Source organism: Arthrobacter sp. SRS-W-1-2016 (assembly GCF_002009585.1).
Classification (GTDB): Bacteria; Actinomycetota; Actinomycetes; order Actinomycetales; family Micrococcaceae; genus Arthrobacter; species Arthrobacter bambusae_A.
Genome location: NZ_MTPV01000020.1, coordinates 72,056 through 94,477 on the forward strand (window position 1 = coordinate 72,056; position 22,422 = coordinate 94,477).

General features: G+C 63.6%; 18 protein-coding genes. 14 read left to right on the forward strand and 4 right to left on the reverse strand.

What is annotated here, in order from left to right; translation table 11 throughout:
• Positions 1-115: 115 nt before the first annotated feature.
• Positions 116-928: a nitrilase-related carbon-nitrogen hydrolase gene (locus tag BMF89_RS05175; protein ID WP_139359546.1), complete on the reverse strand. Its 813-nt coding sequence runs from the start codon at positions 926-928 to the stop codon at positions 116-118.
• Positions 929-1,164: 236 nt separating this feature from the next.
• Here BMF89_RS05175 and BMF89_RS05180 point away from each other — a divergent pair, with 236 nt between their 5' ends.
• From BMF89_RS05180 to BMF89_RS05220, 9 genes are all read left to right on the forward strand, one after another.
• Positions 1,165-2,355, forward strand: a complete 1,191-nt coding sequence (locus BMF89_RS05180) for an ROK family transcriptional regulator (RefSeq protein WP_078106008.1) — start codon at positions 1,165-1,167, stop codon at positions 2,353-2,355.
• Between the two features lie 138 nt (positions 2,356-2,493).
• Positions 2,494-4,050, forward strand: a complete 1,557-nt coding sequence (mmsA, locus tag BMF89_RS05185; protein WP_078106009.1) for a multiple monosaccharide ABC transporter ATP-binding protein — start codon at positions 2,494-2,496, stop codon at positions 4,048-4,050.
• Between the two features lie 44 nt (positions 4,051-4,094).
• Positions 4,095-5,363 (forward strand): multiple monosaccharide ABC transporter permease, encoded by a 1,269-nt coding sequence (mmsB, locus tag BMF89_RS05190; protein WP_078106010.1) that lies wholly within the window; start codon positions 4,095-4,097, stop codon positions 5,361-5,363.
• A gap of 51 nt (positions 5,364-5,414) precedes the next feature.
• A complete protein-coding gene (locus tag BMF89_RS05195; protein ID WP_078106011.1) occupies positions 5,415-6,515 on the forward strand; it encodes a sugar-binding protein in 1,101 nt (366 codons plus the stop codon).
• 199 nt (positions 6,516-6,714) lie between these two features.
• A complete protein-coding gene (locus BMF89_RS05200) occupies positions 6,715-8,145 on the forward strand; it encodes an FtsX-like permease family protein (RefSeq protein ID WP_078106012.1) in 1,431 nt (476 codons plus the stop codon).
• A gap of 2 nt (positions 8,146-8,147) precedes the next feature.
• Entirely contained in the window at positions 8,148-8,849 is a 702-nt protein-coding gene (locus tag BMF89_RS05205) for an ABC transporter ATP-binding protein (protein WP_078106013.1), read from the forward strand.
• 115 nt (positions 8,850-8,964) lie between these two features.
• Positions 8,965-10,035, forward strand: a complete 1,071-nt coding sequence (locus tag BMF89_RS05210) for a Gfo/Idh/MocA family oxidoreductase (RefSeq protein WP_078106014.1) — start codon at positions 8,965-8,967, stop codon at positions 10,033-10,035.
• 101 nt (positions 10,036-10,136) lie between these two features.
• Complete coding sequence (locus tag BMF89_RS05215; protein WP_078106015.1) at positions 10,137-11,138, forward strand: hypothetical protein; 1,002 nt, start codon at positions 10,137-10,139, stop codon at positions 11,136-11,138.
• A 125-nt stretch (positions 11,139-11,263) separates the two neighbouring features.
• Positions 11,264-12,580, forward strand: coding sequence for a hypothetical protein (locus BMF89_RS05220; protein ID WP_078106016.1), 1,317 nt, complete (start codon positions 11,264-11,266; stop codon positions 12,578-12,580).
• Positions 12,581-12,702: 122 nt separating this feature from the next.
• On the opposite strand, the gene BMF89_RS05225 is transcribed toward BMF89_RS05220, so the two are convergent.
• Entirely contained in the window at positions 12,703-14,190 is a 1,488-nt protein-coding gene (locus BMF89_RS05225; RefSeq protein ID WP_078106017.1) for a chlorohydrolase family protein, read from the reverse strand.
• A 211-nt stretch (positions 14,191-14,401) separates the two neighbouring features.
• Here BMF89_RS05225 and BMF89_RS22355 point away from each other — a divergent pair, with 211 nt between their 5' ends.
• The 3 genes from BMF89_RS22355 (at position 14,402) to BMF89_RS22740 (ending at position 17,107) form a co-directional block, all read left to right on the forward strand.
• A complete protein-coding gene (locus tag BMF89_RS22355; RefSeq protein ID WP_253190711.1) occupies positions 14,402-15,091 on the forward strand; it encodes a DUF3100 domain-containing protein in 690 nt (229 codons plus the stop codon).
• The gene (locus BMF89_RS22360; protein WP_253190712.1) at positions 15,088-15,816 is read left to right on the forward strand and encodes a DUF3100 domain-containing protein; all 729 of its coding nucleotides are present in this window, start codon (positions 15,088-15,090) and stop codon (positions 15,814-15,816) included. The genes BMF89_RS22355 and BMF89_RS22360 overlap by 4 nt, the downstream gene beginning before the upstream one ends.
• A 187-nt stretch (positions 15,817-16,003) precedes the next feature.
• Positions 16,004-17,107 (forward strand): hypothetical protein, encoded by a 1,104-nt coding sequence (locus BMF89_RS22740; RefSeq protein ID WP_366214757.1) that lies wholly within the window; start codon positions 16,004-16,006, stop codon positions 17,105-17,107.
• 6 nt (positions 17,108-17,113) lie between these two features.
• Here the strand turns inward: BMF89_RS22740 and BMF89_RS05240 are convergent, their stop codons facing one another.
• Complete coding sequence (locus BMF89_RS05240; RefSeq protein ID WP_078106018.1) at positions 17,114-17,560, reverse strand: DoxX family protein; 447 nt, start codon at positions 17,558-17,560, stop codon at positions 17,114-17,116.
• A 115-nt stretch (positions 17,561-17,675) separates the two neighbouring features.
• Here BMF89_RS05240 and BMF89_RS05245 point away from each other — a divergent pair, with 115 nt between their 5' ends.
• Positions 17,676-18,776, forward strand: coding sequence for an FAD-dependent oxidoreductase (locus tag BMF89_RS05245; protein WP_078106032.1), 1,101 nt, complete (start codon positions 17,676-17,678; stop codon positions 18,774-18,776).
• 79 nt (positions 18,777-18,855) lie between these two features.
• Here the strand turns inward: BMF89_RS05245 and BMF89_RS05250 are convergent, their stop codons facing one another.
• Positions 18,856-21,075, reverse strand: coding sequence for an NADP-dependent isocitrate dehydrogenase (locus BMF89_RS05250; protein WP_078106019.1), 2,220 nt, complete (start codon positions 21,073-21,075; stop codon positions 18,856-18,858).
• A 210-nt stretch (positions 21,076-21,285) separates the two neighbouring features.
• Between BMF89_RS05250 and BMF89_RS05255 the strand changes: the two genes are divergently transcribed.
• Positions 21,286-22,278 carry a hypothetical protein gene (locus BMF89_RS05255; RefSeq protein ID WP_078106020.1) on the forward strand — a complete coding sequence of 331 codons (993 nt, stop codon included), beginning with the start codon at positions 21,286-21,288 and terminating at the stop codon, positions 22,276-22,278.
• The last annotated feature ends 144 nt before the right edge of the window (positions 22,279-22,422 follow it).

Here is a 22,422-nt window from a genome sequence, read left to right on the forward strand (position 1 = left end):
CGCAACTCTCATTTTTGTTATGGATCCGCGATGAAAATTGACGACAACTCCATCACCAGGTCCAGCGCTCCTGCGTTGCCCTGGACAAGTGCCGCCAGCGCGGGATCACCAACCCTCAACCTTGTGGAGCGGAGTCTTCCCACTCGCGGTACAGCTCCGGGCGGCGTTCGCGCAGGTAGGGCACCTGCTCCCGAGCCGCCTTCACGCTTTCGGTGGAGATCTCGGCGAACAGCAATGCCGCACCATCCCCGGCGGCAGCGAGCAATGAACCGTCCGGACCGGCCACCACGCTTCCGCCAAGGAAGTCACAGCCGTCCTCGTGGCCGCTGTGGTTTGCGTAGGCCACGTTCAGTTGACTCTCCAGGGCCCGTGCCCGGATCAGGACCTGCGGCACGGCGTCGAAGCCCGCGGACAGGGCGGTAGGGACCAGCAGGAGTTCAGCGCCGCGCCTGGCCGCAGCGCGGACGCTTTCGGGAAACTCGACGTCGTAGCAAATCAGGAGCGACGTCTTGACCCCGTTGAAGTCCACGACGCCGGGAGCTGCTTGGGCGGCTGAGAACGCCTTTCGCTCCTCCTCGCCGAAGAGGTGCACTTTGTCGTAGTCCAGGAGCACGGTTCCGTGCGCGTCGAGAAGAGTGGCGGAGATATGCCAGCCGCCGTCGGCAGCTGGTGCGGGAAGGCTGTAAACGAGCCCGATGGCCCGTGATCGCGCAATGTCCGCCAGACGCCCTCGGATGCCCGGGATAACCGCTGGATCGAGCTCCGCGTGGAGCCTCAGCGGCGCATACCCGACTGGGAAGAGCTCCGGGGTCAGCAACAAAGATGCCCCGGCCGCGGCAGCACGCTGTGCCGCCGCATCGAGCGTCTTCAGATTGGCGTCGACGTCCAAGACAACAGCGTTGGCCTGCAGAACGGACAGCAGCATCATTACCACCTCGATAGCACCTTGCATCCCCGTCGGGCGTTCTTGGGAGACATGCCCGGGATTACTCGTGATTCCAGCCTAGCCAGCCGCAGGCCGGTCCCACAGGACAAATGGACCTGCGGGCTACCCGGCGGGGATGGTTCGTACAAATCCGCGGCATAGTTCATGATGCCGACGCAAGTTCACCCCATTGCGTTAACTTCTTGACTGCAACTGTGATTTGAGGCACGCTTCATGTCATGCCTGCAACATCCAGCTCGACGAAGAGCCATCGCAAAAACCCCGGCTCGCAATCAGCGCTGCGCCACTTGAACCAGCAACGGCTCATCGAATGCCTGCTGAGCGGCCCTTCCACACAAGCCGAGCTGGCCAGGCAGACCGGCTTATCCACGGCAACAGTGTCCAACATCGTCAAGATCATGCAGGACGCAGGGCTCGTCTCCACCGAACCGATCACCAGCTCCGGACGCCGGGCACTGAACGTCAGGCTCAACAGCAACGGCGCGGTCGCCGTCGGGATCGATTTCGGCCGGCGCCACCTGCGGGTAGTCCTGGCCTCCCTGGGCTATCACATCATCGTCGAGGAAACAGTCACCCTCCCCCTTGGCCACCACGCCGAACAGGGGATCAGCGCCGCCGTCGCCCTCCTCGACAAACTACTACTCGAAAGCGGAGTGGACCGCAGCGCGGTGGTTGGCGCGGGCGCTGGCATAGCCGGCCCCATCGACCGCCGTTCCGGGACTGTGGCACAAGGTGCCATCCTGCCCGAATGGGTGGGGATCCAGATTCTCGAACGGCTGGAGGAAGCCCTCGATCTTCCCGTATACGTTGACAACGACGCCAATCTCGGCGCGCTCTCCGAGGTCACGTGGGGGCCACACAGCGGGATCGGCAACCTCATGTTCCTCAAGATCGGTTCCGGCATCGGAGCGGGCCTCATCATCAATGGCGCACCGTACTACGGGGCGGTGGGAATCACGGGAGAGATCGGCCATGCGACCATCCACGAATACGGTGCAATCTGCCGCTGCGGCAACCGGGGCTGCTTGGAAACGATGGCTTCCACCTCCACCATGATCGAGCTGCTCGGAAAGGGCTCGGGGCTGCACCTCGAGCCCGAGGACATTGTCCGCAATGCCTTGGCGAGGGATCCGGCGACCCTTCGCGTGGTGGACGACGCGGGGCTCGCGGTGGGGCGCGCGTTGGGCAATGTGGCGAATCTCATAAACCCGGAAGTCATCGTGGTGGGCGGCCCCTTGGCCGGCCTCGGCGACATCCTCCTGGACCCGATCCGGCGCGGCCTCGTGCGCCATGCGGTGCCCGTTATCGGCGAGACCACACACCTGGCGATGTCTTCGCTGGGCGCCCGGGCGGAGGCCCTCGGAGCGGCCGCCTTGGTGTTCCAGCACGCCGGAATCAAGCAGTCCTGAACATTTCGTTATCACGCTGTTACCGCCGTCTTGCGTTCAAGTCTTGACGACAAGCGGTGTGATCCAGTTTACTTTCTCATCAGATAGGCTCGCCATCCCCGAGCCGACAACGACGTCAAACATTGGAGGCGCGAGGGTATGTCGAACCCCATAACGCACCAGGATCCGGTTCTCCTCGAGATGCGGTCCATCACCAAGGAATTCCCCGGCGTGAAGGCGCTCTCGGACGTTAGCCTCCGGGTCAAGGTGGGCGAAATCCACGCGATCTGCGGCGAGAACGGCGCAGGAAAGTCCACGTTGATGAAGGTGCTCTCCGGGGTTTACCCCTACGGCAGCTACGACGGCGACATCGTGTACCAGGCGGAAGTCCAGCAGTTCAAGGACATCCGGGCCAGCGAACATGCGGGAATCGTGATCATCCACCAGGAACTGGCGCTGATCCCCGAGCTGTCCATCATGGAAAACATCTTCCTCGGCAACGAGCCGGTCCGTCGCGGCATCATCGACTGGGCAGAGGCGCGCAAGCGGTCCATCGAATTGCTCGCACGGGTCGGCCTGCGCGAGGACCCGGACACCCCCATCAAGGAAATCGGTGTCGGCAAGCAGCAGTTGGTGGAAATCGCCAAGGCCCTGAACAAGTCCGTCAAGCTGCTCATCCTCGACGAGCCCACGGCCGCCCTCAACGAATCGGACTCCCAGCACTTGCTGGACCTGATCCTTGGCCTCAAGGGCCGGGGCATCACGTCCATCATCATTTCCCACAAGCTCAATGAGATCGAGCAGATTGCGGACGAGATCACCATCATCCGCGATGGCAAGTCCATCGAGACGCTCAACGTGGTGGAAGACGGCGTCGACGAGGACCGGATCATCAAGGGCATGGTCGGGCGGACGCTTGAGTCCCGCTTCCCGGACCACACGCCGAAGATCGGCGAAGTGTTCTTCGAGGTCAAGAATTGGACCGTCGGGCACCCCCAGATCCAGGACCGCCTGGTCTGCAAGAACTCCAGCTTCCACGTGCGCCGCGGCGAAATCGTCGGCTTTGCCGGCCTGATGGGCGCTGGCCGCACCGAGCTTGCCCGGTCCGTCTTCGGCCACTCCTACGGCCGGTTCATCTCGGGGCAGGTCTACAAAGACGGCAAGCCGATCACCATGCGCAGCGTCCGCCAGGCGATCGACGCCGGTCTCGGCTACGTCACGGAAGACCGCAAGAGCCTGGGACTGAACCTCCTCGACGACATCAAGACCACCACGGTGTCTGCCAACCTGAAGAAGATCAGCCGGGGAATCGTTGTGGACACCAACAAGGAATTCATGGTGGCCGAGCAATACCGGAAGTCCCTGCGCACCAAGACGCCGTCCGTGGAGGAAGGCGTCTCGAAGCTCTCGGGCGGAAACCAGCAAAAGGTTGTTCTCGCCAAATGGATGTTCACCGATCCGGACCTTCTCATCCTGGATGAACCCACGCGAGGAATCGACGTGGGGGCCAAGTACGAGATCTACGGAATCATCCAGCAGCTGGCCAACCAAGGGAAGGGCGTGATTGTGATTTCCTCCGAGCTTCCCGAACTGCTGGGCCTCTCCGACCGCATCTACACCATCTTCGAGGGCTCCATCACTGGCGTACTCAACAAGGACGAAGCCAGCCAGGAGAGCCTCATGAAGCTCATGACATCCAGCCGCAAAGCCGCCTGATCCCGGTCATCCCCAGAACCACACGGACACAAGGACCCAAAACAATGAACGCGCTCAAGAAGCTATTCGGTGGCAACACCCGCCAATTCGGCATGATCTTCGCCCTGGTTGCACTCGTCATCTTCTTCCAGATCTTCACCTCGGGCCGCACCCTCACCCCGGGCAACGTCATCAACCTCTTCAACGGCAACTCCTACATCCTGATCCTGGCCATCGGCATGGTCCTGGTCATCATCGCGGGGCACATCGACCTTTCAGTAGGTTCGGTGGCCGCCTTCGTCGGTATCTCGGTGGCCTTGGCCATCAGGGACTGGCATCTGAGCTGGTATGTGGCAGTCCTGTTCGGGCTCCTGCTCGGCGCCTTGATCGGGGCCTGGCAAGGATTCTGGACTGCATACGTCGGCATCCCGGCCTTCATCGTGACCCTCGCGGGCATGCTGTTGTTCCGCGGATTCAACCAGTTCGTCGGCAAGTCCAATACTGTTCCGGTGCCCGAAGACTTCCAGTACCTGGGCTCCGGCTACCTGCCCGAGGTCGGGCCGAAAACCGGGTATAACAACCTGACGCTCCTGCTCGGCCTGATCGCCGTCGCCTTCGTGATTTTCAGTGCGATTCGTTCCCGCCGCACCGCCCAGGCACTGGGCGCCGAGGTACAAGAAGGCTGGGTGATGATCACCAAGCTCGTCCTGGTGAGCGCCGCCATCCTCTACGCGACCTACCTCTTCGCCACGGGCCGCCCCGGCACCTCGTTCCCCATCCCCGGCCTCATCCTGGCCGTCCTGGTCCTGATCTACGGTTTCATTTCCGCCAAGACGGTCATCGGCCGCCACATCTACGCAGTCGGCGGCAACCGCCACGCGGCCGAGCTCTCCGGAGTCCAGTCCAAGAAGGTCAACTTCATGGTCATGATGAACATGTCCATCCTTGCCGGCCTCGCCGGCATGATCTTCGTGGGCCGCTCCACCGCTTCGGGTCCGTTCGACGGCGTCGGCTGGGAACTGGATGCGATCGCGGCCGTCTTCATCGGCGGCGCCGCGGTCACCGGCGGCGTGGGAACCGTGATCGGTTCGATCGTCGGTGGCCTCGTGATGGCTGTCCTCAACAACGGCCTGCAACTCCTCGGCGTCGGCGCAGACCTCACCCAGATCATCAAGGGCCTCGTGCTGCTCGCAGCAGTCGCCTTCGATGTCTACAACAAGACCCAGGGGAAGAAATCGATCATCGGAATGATGATGAAGAACTTCGGCCGGAGCAGCGAAAACGCTCCGGACGAGACCACCTCAACCAGGGAAGCCATCTCCAAGGAAGCCTGACCGGCTTCGGGACGACTTGTTCCATCCACAACAAAGAAAGCGAACCAAGATATGCGAATGTTTGGTAAAGCAGGAAAGGCAGCAGCGGTTGCTGCGATCGCGGCACTGGCGCTGACGGCCTGCGGCCGTGCGGACAGCGGCAGCTCCGGCGGTTCATCAAGCGGCAGCGAGGCATTCCCCAAGGGATCCTCGATCGGCGTCGCGCTCCCCCAGAAGACCAGTGAAAACTGGGTCCTCGCAGAGAAGCTCTTCAACGACGGGCTCACGAGCGCAGGGTACAAGCCGGACGTGCAGTTCGCCAACGGTGGCGTTTCGGAGCAGCAGAACCAGATCAGCGCCATGATCACCAAGGGTGACAAGCTCATCATCGTCGGTGCCATCGACGGCGCCCAGCTGGGTACGCAGCTCAAGCAGGCCAAGGACGCCGGCGCAACGGTCATTGCATATGACCGCCTGCTCCTGAACACCTCCAACGTGGACTACTACGTGGCCTACGACAACTTCAAGGTCGGCGTGCTGCAGGGCCAGGCCCTGCTGGACGGACTCAAGGCCAAGAAGCCGAACGGCCCTTACAACGTCGAGCTGTTTGCAGGTTCCCCGGATGACGCCAACGCGAAGGTCTTCTTCGACGGCGCCATGAGCATCCTGCAGCCGAAGATCGATGACGGAACCCTCAAGGTGGTTTCCGGACAGAAGTCGTTCGAGCAGGCAGTCACCCAGGGCTGGAAGGCAGAGAACGCCCAGAAGCGCATGGACACCCTCCTCGCGGGTACCTACACCAGCGCTTCGCTGGACGGCGTACTGTCCCCGAACGACACCCTGGCCCGCGCCATCATCACCTCGGTCAAGGCGGCCGGCAAGCCGATTCCGGTCGTGACCGGCCAGGACTCCGAAGTTGAGTCGGTCAAGTCCATCCTTGCCGGTGAGCAGTACTCCACCATCAACAAGGACACCCGCAAGCTCGTTGAGCACGCCATCACCATGGTCAACGACATCCAGTCCGGCAAGACCCCGGAAATCAACGACACCAAGTCCTACAACAACGGCGTCAAGACCGTACCGGCATACCTGCTGCCGCCGGTCATCGTGACCCTGGCCAACGTGAAGACGGCCTACGTGGACGATCCGATCCTCGGCCCGATCACGAAGTAGCACCTCTTATCCAGGCACCAACAACGGCGGCCATCCCCACTCACGGGGGTGGCCGCCGTCGTCGTGTCCGGCTCCATCCGCCGTCGCGCATCGCTTCACAGGCCCCGCATAGCAACAGCAGCACAACCGCACAGCCGCGGTGAGCACTGTTAGGTGAGCAGGCGCGCCGCTGGGGCGGGCCGGGTCCCTAAGGAGAATCGTGAGCGTCCTCGCCCGGAGTGTAGGCAATGCCTTCCGCAACAAGATAAGAACCGCGGCCGTCGTGGCAGTGCTGGCCGTCGCGATCGGGCTGGCGCTGGCCATGCTCGTGGCCAACCAGGCCGTTGGCGGCAAAGTCCAGGAGCTCAACGCCTCCGTGGGGACGGTCCTGACAGTCAACCCCGCCGGCGCGCAGGGCTTCGACGGGGGCGGCGAGCCGCTCACCACGGCCCAGACCGCGACGGCGGCTGCCGTACCGAACGTCGTCTCCGTGGTGGGCACCAAGGCATTGCGGCTCGAGACCGCAACCGCGGCAGCCACCTCAACCACCGGCACGACCACGCAGCAGGCCGGACCGGGTGGTGGCGGTCCCGGCGGGGGCACGAGCGTCACCACGAACCTCCAAGCAGCCATCGACGCCGGAACGCTCGGCACCCGAAACAACGCCAGCAGCAGCACCGGGTCGGGCAGCACAGGCACGGGAAACACCGGAACCGCGCCGGCGTTCTCCCTGCCCATCACGGCGACCGGTATCGGCGCCGAGGTGGACACCTCCGGCAAGGCCCTGAACATCACGAGCGGGACCGGCCTGGGCGACTACACCGTGGCAAGCACCAAGGCCCTCGTCGGAACCACGCTCGCGACCAAGAACAACCTGAAGGCCGGCTCAACGTTCACCATCGCCGGTAAGACGTTCACCGTGGCCGGCATCTTCGACGCAGGAACCACGTTCGGCAACAATGCCGTGTACACGACACTCGCCGAGGCCCAGGCCCTCGCGGCGACTCCGGGCGAGCTCTCCAGCATGGTGGTCACCGTCAACAGCATGGACAACGTCGACGCAGCCAAGACCGCCCTTCAAAACGCCCTGGGCACCAGCAAGGCCGACGTCACCCAGGGGCAGCGAAACCTCCAAACCGCTGTCAGTTCACTGGACAGCGTCAAGAACATTTCACTTGTGGCCTTCATCGCGGCACTGGGCACGGCCGGCCTGATCATCTTGCTCATCATGGTCATGCTGGTCCGGGAGCGCCGCCGTGAGATCGGAGTCTTGAAGGCCATCGGCGCACGCAACCGGACAATCGGCTTGCAGTTCGTGCTCGAGGCCCTCGTCCTCGTCGCGCTCGGCAGCGTCGTCGGCGCTGCCATCGCTTCCTTCGCCAGCGGCGGCATCGCATCGGCTTTGATCAGTTCCAACAGCTCGACGTCGACTGCGAGCCAGCGCGGCCCCGGCGGCGGCGGCTTCGGCGGACCAGGCGGGAACCCCTTCGGTGGAGCCTCCCAGCTGCTGACCTCCGTGACGGCAAGCGCCTCCCCCGGCGTCATTGCAGCCGGCGTCGCCGCGGTGTTCGGCGTCGCCGTCGTGGGTGCCTTGGTACCAGCGCTGTTTACAGCCCGCATCCGTCCCATCGAAGTCCTCCGAGGAGAATAGCCATGATTGAAGTCAAAGACCTGGTCCGCCAGTTCAAGTCCGGCGACCGCACCATCAAGCCCGTCAACGGCGTGAGCTTCGAGCTCGAAAAAGGCACCCTCGCCTCGATCGTGGGGAAGAGCGGCAGCGGCAAGAGCACCCTGCTCTCCCTGCTCGGCGCCCTCGACAAGCCCACCAGCGGGGACGTCGTCGTGGATGGCGTAAGCCTGGCCGGGCTGCCGGCCGGCAAACTTACCGAATACCGGCGCCGGGACATCGGCTTCGTTTTCCAGCAGTTCAACCTCATCCCCAATCTCTCGGCAGTGGACAATGTGATGCTGCCGATGGAGTTCGCGGGAATGCGGAAGACCGCCCGCTTGGAGCGGGCGCGGTCCCTCCTGGAGCAAGTGCAGCTGGATCCGGAGAAACAGTCCCGGCGGATCAACAGGCTCTCGGGCGGCGAGCAGCAGCGGGTTGCGATTGCCCGGGCGCTGGCCAACGAGCCCAAGCTCATCCTGGCCGACGAGCCCACCGGCAACCTGGACGAGCAGACCGGTGAGCACATCATCGAATTGCTGAGTTCGCTGAGCCGGGACCACAACACCACCATTCTGGTGGTCACGCACGACCGGAGCCTGGCGCAGAAGACCGAACGCCGCTTCAGGCTTCAGCAAGGCAAATTGAGCGAGGAAACGGTGCGCCCACGAGTGGCTGCGGGGGCCTGACCGGCTCCTCGGACAACCGCAGCGGACGGGAGGGCCGGGAACCGCAAGGTTCCCGGCCCTCCCGTCTTGAGCGTGAGCTGTATAACGCCTGCGGCGGAGTGAGAGGATAGGCCGCATGAGTCTGCATATCGCCAAGCCGTGGTTGTTCAGCCAGCCGAACCAGGATCCCCGCGCGGCCACCGGCAAGGCCCTCAACTGGGGCATCATCGCCACCGGAGGGATCGCCAAGACCGTGAGCGGCGACCTCGCCCAACTCGAGGACGCAAAGTTGTATGCCGTGAGCTCTCGGCGCCAGGAATCCGCGGATGCCTTTGCCGCCACGCATGGGGTCGCGAAGTCCTACGGGGACGACGGCGGTGTGCCCGGCTACCAGCGGCTGCTCGCCGATGACGCCGTCGATGTGGTCTATGTGGCCACTCCGCACGCCCAACATTTCGAGATCGTCAGGGACGCCCTCAACGCGGGCAAGCACGTTCTGTGTGAGAAATCCATAACCATCAATGGCCGTGAAGCGGCAGAGCTGGTCGCTTTGGCCCGGGAACGGAAATTGTTCCTGATGGAGGCCGTCTGGAGTCGCTTCCTGCCAAGCATGCAGCGGGCGTTCGCCATTGCCGCGTCCGGCGAACTGGGCGACATCAAGTGGGTCAGCGCCGACCTTGGTTTCCCCGCCCCCTATGACCCCGCCGCCCGGATCTGGGCCCCGGCGGACGGCGGCGGGGCCCTTCTGGACCTCACGGTGTACGCGTTGCTCTGGCCTTTGGGTACCCTCGGTTTCCCGCAGTCGGTCAGTGCGATCGGCACTTTGACGGAAGACGGCGTCGACTCGCAGAATGCGCTCACGCTGGCTTACGACGGCGGTGCCATCGCCCAGCTGACCTCTTCATTGCTGGCCCACGGGCCACGCTCTGCGTCGGTTGCCGGCTCCAAGGGCTTCCTTCAGACGCAAGGGTCCATCAACAATCCGCGCGAGCTTCTGATTCGGACCGGCTGGGACGAACCGCGGGTCGAACGCTTTGACGCGGTCGGGATCGGCTACACCTACGAGCTCCGTGAGGTGACCCGCTGTGTCCAGCAGGGACTGACGGAAAGTCCCGTGATGCCCTTGGACGATTCGCTGAACACCATGCGTCTCTTCGACGGGGTCCGCTCCCAGTTGGGAGTCCGGTACGCCAGCGACGCCCGCTGAGCTTATTGACGAATCCTTACGTCCAACGTCTGGACTAGTTAACTAGTGAGGCCTAGGATGGGAGCGATCGTCGATCCAAGCTGACGCTGGGGGGTGTCGAGATGGAAGCTGAGCAAAGTAAGTCGCGCTTTCTTCACGTTCTCCGCTCCGTCATGCTCGCCGGCGCCGGCGCCGTCGTTTGGATCGCCCTCTCTTCCACGGCGGCAAACGCTGATTCCGGAAGCACGAACAACCACACCCTTCTAGGCGGAGCGGGCTCCACAGTTTCCAACGCCGTGCACGACGCTGGAAGGGGGCTTTCCGGAGTCGTCGGCGATGCCGTTCCGGCAAGTGTCGCGTCCATGCCGGCGCCGGCTGTGGAGCCCGTTCCAGTGCCCGCAGTCCAGCTACCAGCGGTCCAGGTGCCCGAAGTTGTTCTGAACGAGCTTCCGCAGCTGGCTCGGAACGTCGACCAGTTTGTGGCCAGCACTCCCGTGATCAGCGCCGTCGTTCCTCAGGGGACCGTTGGTGCCGTGACTGCAGGCGTTATATCGCCTGCGGCCAGCGCGGTTGACCGCGCTGGTTCCTTGCTTGACCACGTCGTCACCCCTGCCCTGGGAGCGGTCGGATCCACGGTGGAGACGCTTCCGGGTGGCGGTCTTCCGGTTGTTGTCCCCGCGAACCCCATCATGGCCCCTCCCCTCCAATTCCCCGATGACGTCGTAATGGGCGATGCTCTTGCGGGCGGTCCCACTGTTCTTGATCCCGTTGCCGAGATCCCCTCAACGCTCACCCAGAATGCCGCGGCTTCGTTGCCCGGCCTCGAAGGCCACGGCGGTCCGCTGGGCCTGAACTGGGGACCTTCGAAGGCAACGGTCAGGGCTAGCGGTTCCGACCATCCTCCAGCGCCCTCACCAGGCGGGACGTTCCCGCCCGGTACACCGGGCGGCAGCGATACTGCTAGCGGATCTGCAGTCCTTTCCGGCAATCCTTCGGGGGCTGCAGCTGCATGGCTCGAAGGCACAAACATGTCTTGCCCCTTGGCCGGGACGCTCGTGTCCACGGCTTCTGCCGGCAGAGTTCCGGCTCCGGTGTCGTTTGACCCGGGTTCTTCCCCTGATTAGTTCCGAGCTCTGCCGCCTCCCCGGACATGCGTTCCGGGCCGCGGCAAACGGCCGATCCGGGCGTTCCCGCAGTTTCCTGCGGACCGATGCGCCTTTGGGAACTAATCATTCAGGAGAAAAACACAATGCACAGCATGATTCGCAAAGGGCTGCTTGGCACCCTCTTTGCCGGCGGGTTGATAGCCCTCGGCGCAACTGCCGCGAACGCGGCAGACGCCACGACAAGCGCGCAAGGCAGTGCCTCGGGCACTCAAGTCGTTGCACCGGTATCCATTCCGGTGAACCTCGGGTCGACGTCGCTCTCGATACTTTCGGGCGCCGCGACCACTGCCCCTGTTCCCGCCCAGGCTCCGGCCCCGGCGACCAATTCCGGCGGAGCAGCCGTCCCGTCCGGAACCCAGGTGGTGGCTCCGATATCGGTCCCTGTTAATATCGGAGCCACCTCACTGGCAGTTCTGAGCAATTCCGCCCCTGGAACAGCCTCCGGCACCCAGGCGACGATTCCCGTCAGCGCGCCGGTCACTGCACCGGTCGCTGTGGGTGACACGTCGGTCAACGTCCTCAGCACCACGCCGACAAGCACCGGAACCACCGGAACCACAGCACCTGGCACCGGACTCGCCACCGTGGGTGACACCTCCGTCAACGTCCTCAGCACGACGCCGACAAGCACCGGAACCACCGGCACCACAGCACCGGGCACCGGACTCGCCACCGTCGGCGACACCTCCGTCAACGTCCTCAGCACCACGCCGACAAGCACCGCTGGAGGCACCGGAAACACCGGCGCCACGGCCCCCACCGTGGGTGATACCTCCGTCAATGTCCTCAGCACCACGCCGACAAGCACCGGAACCACCGGCACAACAGCACCTGGCACCGGACTTGCCACCGTGGGTGATACCTCCGTCAACGTCCTCAGCACGACGCCGACAAGCACCGGAACCACCGGCACAACAGCACCTGGCACCGGACTCGCCACGGTCGGTGACACCTCGCTGAACCTGCTCGGTTCCGTACCTACAGGTACCGGCATCGTCTCGGGCACGGGACTCACAGCAGCTTTGGACCTCCCGCTGACGAGCGGCGCGGTTTCGGTTGGCCTAGGGCTGCCGACCGGCGTCGTCAACCCTTCGGCAGTGACACCGCCCGTGGTCAACCCGCCGACGGTCACCCCTGGGGTTGTCGACCCGCCGTTCGTGAACGCGCCGAGCGATGCCCAAGGCTTCGTTGCTCCTGCCGCCTCGGTTCCTTCGACCGGGACCGTAGTGCAGGCCGGCGCTGCCTCAGCTACTGCAGCGATTGCGGTTGGCGCTGAAACGGCTGTTCTCGCTAGCACTGGCTTCAATGGCTTGTGGTTGCTGTTCGGGGCGGCTCTGCTGCTCCTTGGACTCATCGTGATGGTGGGCAGCCGGAAGATCCGGGCAGCCATTCCCGCATAGTCACCGGCTCGGGCTGCGCCACCTCACTGGATGTGGCCCGTTCCCGGCTCCTCCGCAGGGCTAACCGCCCCGCGGAGGAGCTTATGCGCGGCACCACCGGGAATTCCGGACCTTACGGCGCGTTACGAGGTCGTGTCATGAATCAGGACCGCCGCCGGGGCATAGACCGGGGGAAACAGCTCGGGCGCATCGCGACGCCGGTAGTCGCGTTCGCCGTAGGCGTGCACCATCTGTCCGAAAAGCCGCTGCCCCTCGGCGCGTAGCTCATCCAGGTCGATGCCTGGGAGCGAGCCGTCCACAACCACTGGGCGGCCGGCGACGTAGGTGTCGGTGACGTTGCGTGCCGAGCCGTTGAGGATCAGCGTGCGCAGTGGATCTTCCACCACCCCGTCGCGGAAGTCACCCAGTGAGGCGACCATGATGTCCGCTTGGGCGCCCGGACACAGGCGCCCCAGGTCGTCGCGGCCCAGCGCCCTGGCGCCGCCCAGCGTGGCAGCATCGAAGAAAGCAGACACCGCGCCGGCGTCCCGGCGGCCCTCTGCGATACGGGCCAGGTGCGTGCCGACGTCGATGCCCTTGATCAGGTCCGGCGGGAACGAATCCGTTCCCAAGCACATGTTGACCCCGGCGGCTGCGAACGCGTCAAAGGACTTGAGCATGCCTGAGTAATGGAACGACGTCAGGGGGCAGTGGATGATGCTGACGCCATGCCGGGCCAACACATCCAAGGGCCCTCCCTCTGCGCTGGACGACGGGTCCGTGCCGTCGATGACAACTCCATGCGGGATGAGGAGCCGGGTGTCCAGCAGGCCGGAATCCGCAAGCTGCTCCAGGACGGTGCGCCCCGTGAGCTTGACGAGGAACCCGTCTTCGTTTGCACCCTGGAGGCAATGGAGGCGGACCAGAGCGTTGCGGTCGGTGGCCAGCGCTGCGGTCTGGCGCATCAATTCGTCAGAAAGAGTCTCGATACGGCACGGAAGCAGGACGCCAGTAAGCAACGGATGTGCGAGCTGGTCGGCGTAGTCGAGGAAGCGTGCGGCGTCGGCGAATCCTTTGCGCCCCTCCTCCTCGTCGAATAGGATCACGCGCTGGCCTTCGTCGTCGGTGACATTGATCCCGGAGCGGTATGCGGGGCCGAGGAAGCCGCGCAGGCCGAGATCAATGCTGGACTGTGCCATTCCTTTGAGTTCTTCGAAGGTTTCCGCCCATGAGCTGTGGATCTCCGAGGCAATCGGCATGTAAGTGGTCACACCGTGCAGGGCCAACTGCGCCAGTGCGAACTTGCGCACGCTCTGGCGCTGCGCGGGGGTGAAGACATCGCGACGGCGGTTGTGGAAGTAGTCCTCAGACCATTGCAAACCCGGAGCAGTCTCCTCCGTGGGCCAGGAATCGAAGATCATGTGGTCAATGTCCGTCAACGCATCGAGATCGATGAGGCCGGGCGCGATCAGGCTCAGTCCAAAATCCCGGCGTTCGTCCACGGGGCCCGCGTAGTTGGTACCGACATAGACGATCACGTCATCCCGCATCACCACGTGCCCATCCGTGTGCATCACATGCCGGGTCCCGTCATAGCCGAGGACGTACCGGGCAGAAAGTTGAGTAATCATGAACCCTTCCAAATTTGGTATTCCAGGTCAGAAAGCCGCAGATCAAGTTAGAAACCGGCAGAACGCGCGAATCCCCTAAGTTTCAGGAATCCTAGCAACTTTTGTGACATGTCTTGCATCGCAATGTGATCCATCTTACCATTTTTGGTATACCAAATGGTGCGGGACATGTCCGTCCCTCGCAGATGCAGCACACGAAGGGTGCACAACAATGAAGAACCAATCCACAACCACCCCGGAGGTGGATATGCCTGTAGTCAATGTCGCTCACGGACAGGCCCGCCTCTTCACCCCCACCGCGCGGCAATGGGGATCGATGATCCTGCTGTCCACAGCCGTCTGCGCCGTCGCCATCCTGGCCGGAACACACAAGATTCCCCTGGGCAACGCCGCAATCGTGCTCATGCCCGTCTTGTGGGCGGTGCTGATGGGTGCTGTCATCGGCGTCCAGAAGGTACGCCCCATGTCCGGCCAAAGCCGTGCCGTGGCATCGGTATTGCTCAACGTCAGCATCGTGATGTTCCTGGGAGCGCTCGGCACCCAAGTGGGACCCTCCTTTGCCAAACTGAGTTCCCTCGGCCCGGCTATCCTCCTCCAGGAAGTCGGCCACATCTTCGGAACCGTCATCATTGCCCTGCCGGTCGGCGTCGCGCTGGGCATGGGCCGCACGGCGATCGGTGCCACCTGGGCAATCGACCGGGAATCCTACCTGGCCTACGCACTGCAGCGTTTCGGCGTGAAATCTCCCGTCTACCGCGGCGTGTTCTCTGTGTGGCTGCTGGGCAGCGTCTTCGGCGCCGTCTTCATCTCCCTCCTGGCCGGCCTACTCGGCGGGATGGGCATCTTCGACCCGACCCGCTTGCGTTGGCGTTGGGCCTGGGCCTCGGCTCGGGATCCATGATGCTTGGCGGCGTGGCGGCATTGTCCATCCTGTATCCGGGGCAGGCACCGGAGATCATGGCGCTGGCGGCCCTGTCGAACCTGGTGACTAACCTTGTCGGCTTCTACGCCGGAGCCTTCCTTTCGCTGCCGCTGTCCCTGCGGCTCTACAAGTTCTGGTCACGCCTCTTCCGCCGGGATGACGAGGGAAAGCGCCTTGACCGCAACGGGAACGCCGTTGCCGCGAAGCTGCGCCGGCCGCAGGGCCGAAGCAAAGTGGACGTTTCAGCCGTGCTCCAGGACCCGGAAGTGCGCACGAAGCCTTCAACGTGGATCATCGCTTTCGGTGCCAGCATCGCCGCGGGCGTGGTCCTCAACGCATTGGGTACCAAGTCCATCAGTGTCAACGACGTCATTGGCGTGGTGGTCCTTGGACTCCTTACCGCGGTGGCGTTCGTCCTCGCCAAGTACGTGCCGGCCGTGCCGTCCAGCGTATGGGTCCTTGCTCTCGCCACCTTGGCGACGGCTCCGATCCTTCCTTTCAGCGGCATGATCGTCTCCTTCACCCACAACCTTGACCCGCTCTACGTGGGCCTCGGCTCAATCGCCCTGCTCGGCATGAACGTTGGACGCGACATCAACGCGCTGAAGACACTCAACTGGCGCACGGTCATTGTGGCGACAATCACCTTCTCCGCAAGTTTCATAGCGGCCGCGGCGCTTGCTCAATTCGTCATCCATGTTTGAGCGCTGACGCCGAGCGACATACCGAGTCAGATGAACGCCGGAAGGACATCAGAACACCTGGGGCTTGCTAAGATCTAAAGGCTCAACCGGTCGCCCCGGAGAGCCTCCCATCAACTGGCCCGGAAACGGACGTGCCCCCACGCGCCCGGTACCGGTCCTTGCCCGACCCCAGGAGATCCCCGCTCTCATGACCGCATTGGCCGAACCTGACTATTTCGACGTCCACGACGAGGATTACCGCACCGAACTGGACTCGCGCTACGAGGAAGGTTTCGGGCGCGGCCCCGAGCTCGACGACGACTACGGAAACGGCTACGACGAGCTCGACAAGCTCTTCGATGGCTTGTTCGACGACGAGGATGACTTCGACGCACCGGCCAAGGCCGAAAAGAAGACCCCGGCCAAGAAAGATGCTCCAAAGGCCACTTCCGCAAAGGCGGCCACGCCGAAGAAGGCGTCGTCGACGTCGTTGCCCAAGGCCAGTCCGGTCATTACCCGCAGGGTGGTACCCATGGCCGCTCCCGCCGTCGAACCGGCCGCTCCCGTCGTCGAGCCGGGCCTTGTTGTCGAGACGCCGACTGTCGCCGTCGTCGAACCAGCCGCCGTCGAGCCGGTCGCCGTCGAGCCGGTCGCCGTCGAACCGGCAAGCTCCGAAGCGGCTCCCGCGGAGCAATCCGTGACGCCCGGGGTTCCGGACAGCCCCTTCTTCGCCCCGCACATCGCCGCGGTCAACCAGCATGTGGAATTCCTCCGCAAGCTCCGCCCGGGCTTCGAGGTCCCCTATGTGGATCCGATGCATTCAGTGGAGGATTGCCGGATTGTCACCCTGTTTTCCAACACGAGCGAGCCCTCCCCACGGGGGGTTGTCTGGGCCGGCGACGACGCCGCTGCCACACGCCTGCTGGGCCTGCAGTTCCAGCTCGGCCTGCGTCCCGAATGGATGATGCCGTGGAACACCCACCCGTGGTTCACCCCCGGCGAGGCGAACGGAAAGCTGACTCCCGAGCAGGTCGCAGCAGGCCTCAAGCCGCTCATCGCTTTCCTCAAACTCGTTCCGCGCGCCTCGGCGATCGTTGCGCATGGAACGGAAGCCAACCGCCTGGCGCAGATGCTTCTCAAGACGGACAACCAGCTGATCTGGCGCCGCGGCTTGAAGGTCTACAAGGCCCGCTCGCTGCACGGTCGCGCTTTCGCCGGTTCCAAGGAACGCCAGACTGAATGGCTGATCGAAATGGGCCGCTCCTACGCGGACGCCATGGCACGGGCGGGTCTCCAGACGGGTCGGCGCTAAGGGCGCCTAGCGCCGTGGCTTTCGGGCCGGCTTCCCGGCAAACAGTTTCCGGTCCACCGAAAGCGCCCCGGAGCCGATGAAGGCAAACGCCAACGCCAACGCGATATACAGAATCAGCAGCTCAGCGTTGATTCCGGGACTATCGCTCAGCAGGGGCTTGCCTGATTCGGTGACAAACCAGATCCCGGCGTACATGAGCGCTGCCAGGAAGCCAGCCACCCTGGTCATGGCGCCGAGTACCAAAAGTGCACCCAGCCCGGTTTCACCCCAGATGACCAGCCAGGACATCAGTTCCGCTTTTTGGACACCCATCGCGGCGATGGTTGCCTCGAACGCAGGCTGCCCGGCCAGGAGCTTCTGGACTCCATGCAGCAGCAGAAGGCCGCCGAACACGATCCTCAAAAACGCGATGCCGCGCGAGGACGATGTCTGCGAAGGAAGGAGGAGTTTCACCCGGTCCAATCTTCCATGCGGATGGCGCAGCTCAAAAACGGGCGCTTCGTCCACGGCAGAATGGAAACTGCGGTGGGCCTCGCTGGGAGGCCCGGACGGGATGGGTGAAGCCGGTATGGATGTTGACGTCGTCGTAGTCGGCGGAGGCGCAATGGGATCTGCTGCGGCCAGGCAGCTCGCACTCAGGGGGCGATCGGTGGTTCTCCTAGAGCAGTTTGAAGAGGGGCACCATGTGGGCGCTTCCCACGGTGCAACGCGCAACTTCAACACGGCCTACGCGGAGGACGCCTATCTCGCCCTGGTCAGCGAGGCCAGGGACCTCTGGGACGGGCTCGCAGAGGAGACCGAAATGCAACTGTTGGATCTTGTGGGTCTGGCCAACCACGGAAATATTGCCCGGCTCCGGGAAGTTCGCACCGCGCACGCACAGCGGGGAATCGCAAGCCACTTCATCTCCGCAAAGGAGGCGTCAGACCGCTGGCAGGGCATGGTCTTCCGAAGCGATGTTCTGTTTGTGCCGGACTCGGGCCGGGTCCGTGCGGCCGAGGCCCTCAGGGCGCTGCGCGCATCAGCTGAGGCGCACGGTGCTCGCTTCACGTATTCCACACCGGTTCGCGACATCCGTGTCCTCCGCGACGATCGCGCCGTCGTCGTGACTGATTCGCTGGAGATCACCGCGCGCCGGGTTGTCATCACGGCGGGCGCCTGGACCAGCAAGCTTGTCGGGACGCAGGTGCCCCTCCCCCGCCTGGTAGTCACCCAGGAGCAACCTGCCCATTTCCCGCCCATCGATGATTCCCAGTCCTGGCCGAGTTTCAACCACGCACCGGACCCCGGTGATCCCCGCGACGACTATTGGTACAGCCCCGTCTATGGGATGCTCACACCGGGCGAAGGGGTCAAGGCGGGGTGGCATGGCGTAGGACCGGTCACCGATCCTGATGCCCGCACGTTCCAACCCGAGCCGGTCCAGCTGGAGGCCCTCCGCCGCTACGCTCGTGAATGGCTGCCAGGGGTCGACGCCGAATCGGCGGTTCCCATCAGCTGCACCTACACGAGCACGGCCAACGAAGACTTCGTGCTCGACCGTTTTGGACCGCTGGTGGTCGGGGCCGGGTTCTCCGGGCACGGATTCAAGTTCACCCCGGCAATTGGCCGCGTACTTGCCGATCTCGTCGACGGGATAGACGCGCCGCGCCGCTTCCGCCGCGCTTAAACGCAACTGACTCGCAGTTGTTGTCGTTCTGAGCTCTCAAAACGACAACAACTGCGAGTCAGTTGGGTGGGGCGGGCGCTTAGTTCAGCGTCGCGACAACCTCGTTGAGCTTTGCGGAGGGACGCATCACGGCCTCTGCCTTGGCGGCGTCGGGGCGGTAGTAGCCGCCGATGTCGGCAGGCGAACCCTGGACTGCGAGCAGCTCGGCGATGATGGTGTCCTCATTGGACGTCAGGGCCCCGGCGACGGCGGAGAACGCCGCTGCGAGCTCGGCGTCGTCGCTCTGCTGGGCCAGTTCCTGCGCCCAGTACTTCGCGAGGTAGTAGTGGCTGCCCCGGTTGTCGAGTTCGCCCACCTTGCGCTTCGGGGACTTGTTATCCAGGAGGAACGTGCCCGTGGCGCGGTCGAGTGTGTCGGCGAGGACCTGGGCCCGCGCGTTCCCGGTGGTAGTGGCGAGGTGCTCGAAGCTAACTGCCAATGCGAGGAACTCACCCAGGCTGTCCCAGCGCAGGTGGTTTTCCTGCAGGAGCTGCTGGACGTGCTTCGGAGCCGATCCGCCGGCACCGGTCTCGAAGAGTCCGCCGCCGTTGATCAGCGGGACCACGGAGAGCATCTTGGCGCTGGTGCCGAGTTCCAGGATCGGGAACAGGTCGGTGAGGTAGTCACGCAGCACGTTTCCGGTCACCGAGATGGTGTCTTCGCCCTTGCGGATCCGCTCAAGCGTGAACGCGGTGGCCTTCTCCGGGGACATGATTTCGATCTGAAGGCCCTCGGTGTCGTGGTCCTTCAGGTATTCCTTGACCTTGCCGATCAGCTGGGCGTCGTGGGCGCGGGTTTCGTCGAGCCAGAAGACAGCCGGCATCTTGGAAGCGCGGGCGCGGGTCACAGCGAGCTTGACCCAGTCGCGGATCGGCACGTCCTTGGTCTGGCAGGCGCGCCAGATGTCACCCGGGGAGACCTGGTGTTCGATCAGCACGGTTCCAGAGGAATCCACAACCTGCATGGTTCCCGCGTACTCAACTTCGAAGGTCTTATTGTGGCTGCCGTATTCTTCGGCGGCTTGTGCCATCAGGCCGACGTTCGGAACCGTACCCATGGTGGTGGGATCGAAGGCGCCGTGGGCACGGCAGTCATCGATGACCACTTGGTAGACATCCGCGTAACAGCTGTCCGGAATGACAGCGAGGGTGTCGGCTTCCTTGCCGTCCGGTCCCCACATGTGGCCGGAGCTGCGGATCATAGCCGGCATCGAAGCGTCAACGATGATGTCGCTGGGAACATGGAGGTTGGTGATGCCCTTGTCGGAATCGACCATGGCCAGTGCCGGGCCGTCTTCCAGGCCCTTCTTGATGGCCGCCTTGATGCCTTCGCGAACGTCCTCGGGGAGTTCTTCGAGGCCGTTAAGGATGGAAGCCAGGCCGTTGTTGGCACTCAGGCCGGCAGCAGCGATCTGCTTGCCGTAGGTGTTGAAAAGCTCCGAGAAGTACGCCTTGACGACGTGGCCGAAGATGATCGGGTCGGAGACCTTCATCATGGTGGCCTTCAGGTGTGCCGAGAACAGCACGCCCTCTTCCTTGGCACGAACCACCTGGGCAGCCAGGAACTCGTCCAAGGCGGCCGCGCGCAGCACGGTGCCGTCCACTACTTCACCGGCGAGCACGGGGAAGGCCGGCTTGAGGACCTTGACGGTGCCGTCCTCGCGGACAATCTGGATCTTGACGGTGTCATCTGCGGGGATGACCACGGACTTCTCGTTGGAGCGGAAATCGTTCGCCGTCATGTGCGCGACGTTGGTCTTGGAGTCCGCGCTCCAGGCACCCATGGAATGCGGGTTCTGGCGGGCGTAGTTCTTCACCGACAGGGGCGCGCGGCGGTCCGAGTTGCCTTCACGCAGGACCGGGTTCACGGCCGAGCCCTTGATCTTGTCGTAACGCGAGCGGATGTCCGTCTCTTCGTCAGAGGAGGGGTTGTCCGGGTAGTCCGGAAGCGCGTAGCCCTGCCGCTGGAGCTCGGCAATGGCTGCCTTCAGCTGCGGGACGGAGGCGCTGATGTTGGGGAGCTTGATGATGTTCGCTTCGGGTTTCTTTGCCAGTTCACCCAGTTCGGCGAGTGCGTCACTGATCCGCTGCTCTTCAGTCAGGTAGTCACCGAAGACGGCGATGATTCGGCCGGCCAGCGAAATGTCGCGGGTTTCGACCTCCACGCCGGCCGTTGAGGCGAAAGCTTCCACAATCGGCAGGAACGAGTACGTCGCCAGCATCGGCGCTTCGTCAGTGTGGGTATAGATAATCTTTGCCATTGGCGGGGCATCTCCCTGAAAGTCTGCAGATTTCAACATCTCTAACTTACCTGAGGGGGCCGGATTGGCGCGTACCGGGACGGATTCTTGGGACCTTTACCACGTCATACCTCGCCGAACCTTATGTACCTCAGCGACAAATCGGAGTAGGTTCATTGGGTCAAACTGTGGCCGACGTCACGTGGCCGCCAAACGATTGGCAGGACAATCATGACAAAGAAATCACTCCCCATCACTGGTCTCCTGAGCCTCCTTACCTCCGCCGTTTTGACCCTCTGTGCCGCTGGAGGGGCGGCAGCCGCAACGCCTTTCAATGCGGTTTCGAGCTTCGCAGCGCCTGGGACGCAGCAGCTCGTCAGTCTGGCGACAACAAACACCGACCCCACCGGGTACTGGACTCCCGAACGGATGCAAGCAGCAATCCCCGGCGACGTCCTCGCAGGCAAGGCCCTCGTAAGAGCGGGCGCATCGAGCACCTCCGCTGCCGCGGTCGAAACCGGGCCGCCCGTGAAAATCGCGAGCGCCAAGGGCAGCAACGGGAGCCTGCATCAAGACGAAGACCCCATTGACCACGTCGGCAAGGTCTTTTTCACCATGGGCGCCTTCGCATATGTCTGCTCCGGCAACGTCGTCGTGTCGGATAACGACAGCACGGTGGCGACCGCTGGCCACTGTGTCAACGAGGGTCCGGGAGCATTCGTGAAGAACTTCGTCTTCGTACCGGCCTATCTCAACGGCAAGGCTCCATTCGGCATCTGGCCGGCCAAAGCCCTGTACACGACACCCCAGTGGCGCACCACGGGCGACATCCGTTATGACACAGGCTTCGCGGTCACTGCCACCGTCAACGGCAAACACCTGGCCGACGTCGTTGGGGCGTCGGGCGTGGAGTTCAACCAGGACCGGGGACTCAGCTATGAAGCCTTCGGCTACCCTGCTGCCCCGCCGTTCGACGGCCAATCGTTGAAGAGCTGTTCCGGCGACGCAACCAAGGATCCCATCAACCCCCAGTTCAAGGCGCAGGGCATTCCCTGCGATATGACCGGTGGATCATCGGGCGGACCTTGGATGGTCGACTCCGAACGGGATTCCTACCAAAACTCCATTACGAGCTACGGTTACCCCGGCGGCCCGGCTGTGATCTACGGTCCTTACTGGGGCTCCGTGATCCGGGATGCCTACGAGCTGGCGTCCGGATCCTAGGCCTTCCGGCCACCCGGAAATAGGGCAGAATTCGCTTCTTGTCAAAACGAAAGTCAAATCTCACAATCCCTTTACATCTTTGTCACGACTTGGGTAGTTTCGGTTCCGTCAGTCCACGCGGCCACCACAAAACCGGCCGCCTCT

What these genes read in the sequence shown, in the direction of transcription:
- BMF89_RS05175 (WP_139359546.1), bottom strand. Translation starts at nt 928, where the DNA reads ATGATGCTGCTGTCCGTTCTGCAGGCCAACGCTGTTGTCTTGGACGTC.
- BMF89_RS05180 (WP_078106008.1), top strand. Translation starts at nt 1,165, where the DNA reads ATGCCTGCAACATCCAGCTCGACGAAGAGCCATCGCAAAAACCCCGGC.
- mmsA (WP_078106009.1), top strand. Translation starts at nt 2,494, where the DNA reads ATGTCGAACCCCATAACGCACCAGGATCCGGTTCTCCTCGAGATGCGG.
- mmsB (WP_078106010.1), top strand. Translation starts at nt 4,095, where the DNA reads ATGAACGCGCTCAAGAAGCTATTCGGTGGCAACACCCGCCAATTCGGC.
- BMF89_RS05195 (WP_078106011.1), top strand. Translation starts at nt 5,415, where the DNA reads ATGCGAATGTTTGGTAAAGCAGGAAAGGCAGCAGCGGTTGCTGCGATC.
- BMF89_RS05205 (WP_078106013.1), top strand. Translation starts at nt 8,148, where the DNA reads ATGATTGAAGTCAAAGACCTGGTCCGCCAGTTCAAGTCCGGCGACCGC.
- BMF89_RS05210 (WP_078106014.1), top strand. Translation starts at nt 8,965, where the DNA reads ATGAGTCTGCATATCGCCAAGCCGTGGTTGTTCAGCCAGCCGAACCAG.
- BMF89_RS05215 (WP_078106015.1), top strand. Translation starts at nt 10,137, where the DNA reads ATGGAAGCTGAGCAAAGTAAGTCGCGCTTTCTTCACGTTCTCCGCTCC.
- BMF89_RS05220 (WP_078106016.1), top strand. Translation starts at nt 11,264, where the DNA reads ATGCACAGCATGATTCGCAAAGGGCTGCTTGGCACCCTCTTTGCCGGC.
- BMF89_RS05225 (WP_078106017.1), bottom strand. Translation starts at nt 14,190, where the DNA reads ATGATTACTCAACTTTCTGCCCGGTACGTCCTCGGCTATGACGGGACC.
- BMF89_RS22355 (WP_253190711.1), top strand. Translation starts at nt 14,402, where the DNA reads ATGAAGAACCAATCCACAACCACCCCGGAGGTGGATATGCCTGTAGTC.
- BMF89_RS22360 (WP_253190712.1), top strand. Translation starts at nt 15,088, where the DNA reads ATGATGCTTGGCGGCGTGGCGGCATTGTCCATCCTGTATCCGGGGCAG.
- BMF89_RS22740 (WP_366214757.1), top strand. Translation starts at nt 16,004, where the DNA reads ATGACCGCATTGGCCGAACCTGACTATTTCGACGTCCACGACGAGGAT.
- BMF89_RS05245 (WP_078106032.1), top strand. Translation starts at nt 17,676, where the DNA reads ATGGATGTTGACGTCGTCGTAGTCGGCGGAGGCGCAATGGGATCTGCT.
- BMF89_RS05250 (WP_078106019.1), bottom strand. Translation starts at nt 21,075, where the DNA reads ATGGCAAAGATTATCTATACCCACACTGACGAAGCGCCGATGCTGGCG.
- BMF89_RS05255 (WP_078106020.1), top strand. Translation starts at nt 21,286, where the DNA reads ATGACAAAGAAATCACTCCCCATCACTGGTCTCCTGAGCCTCCTTACC.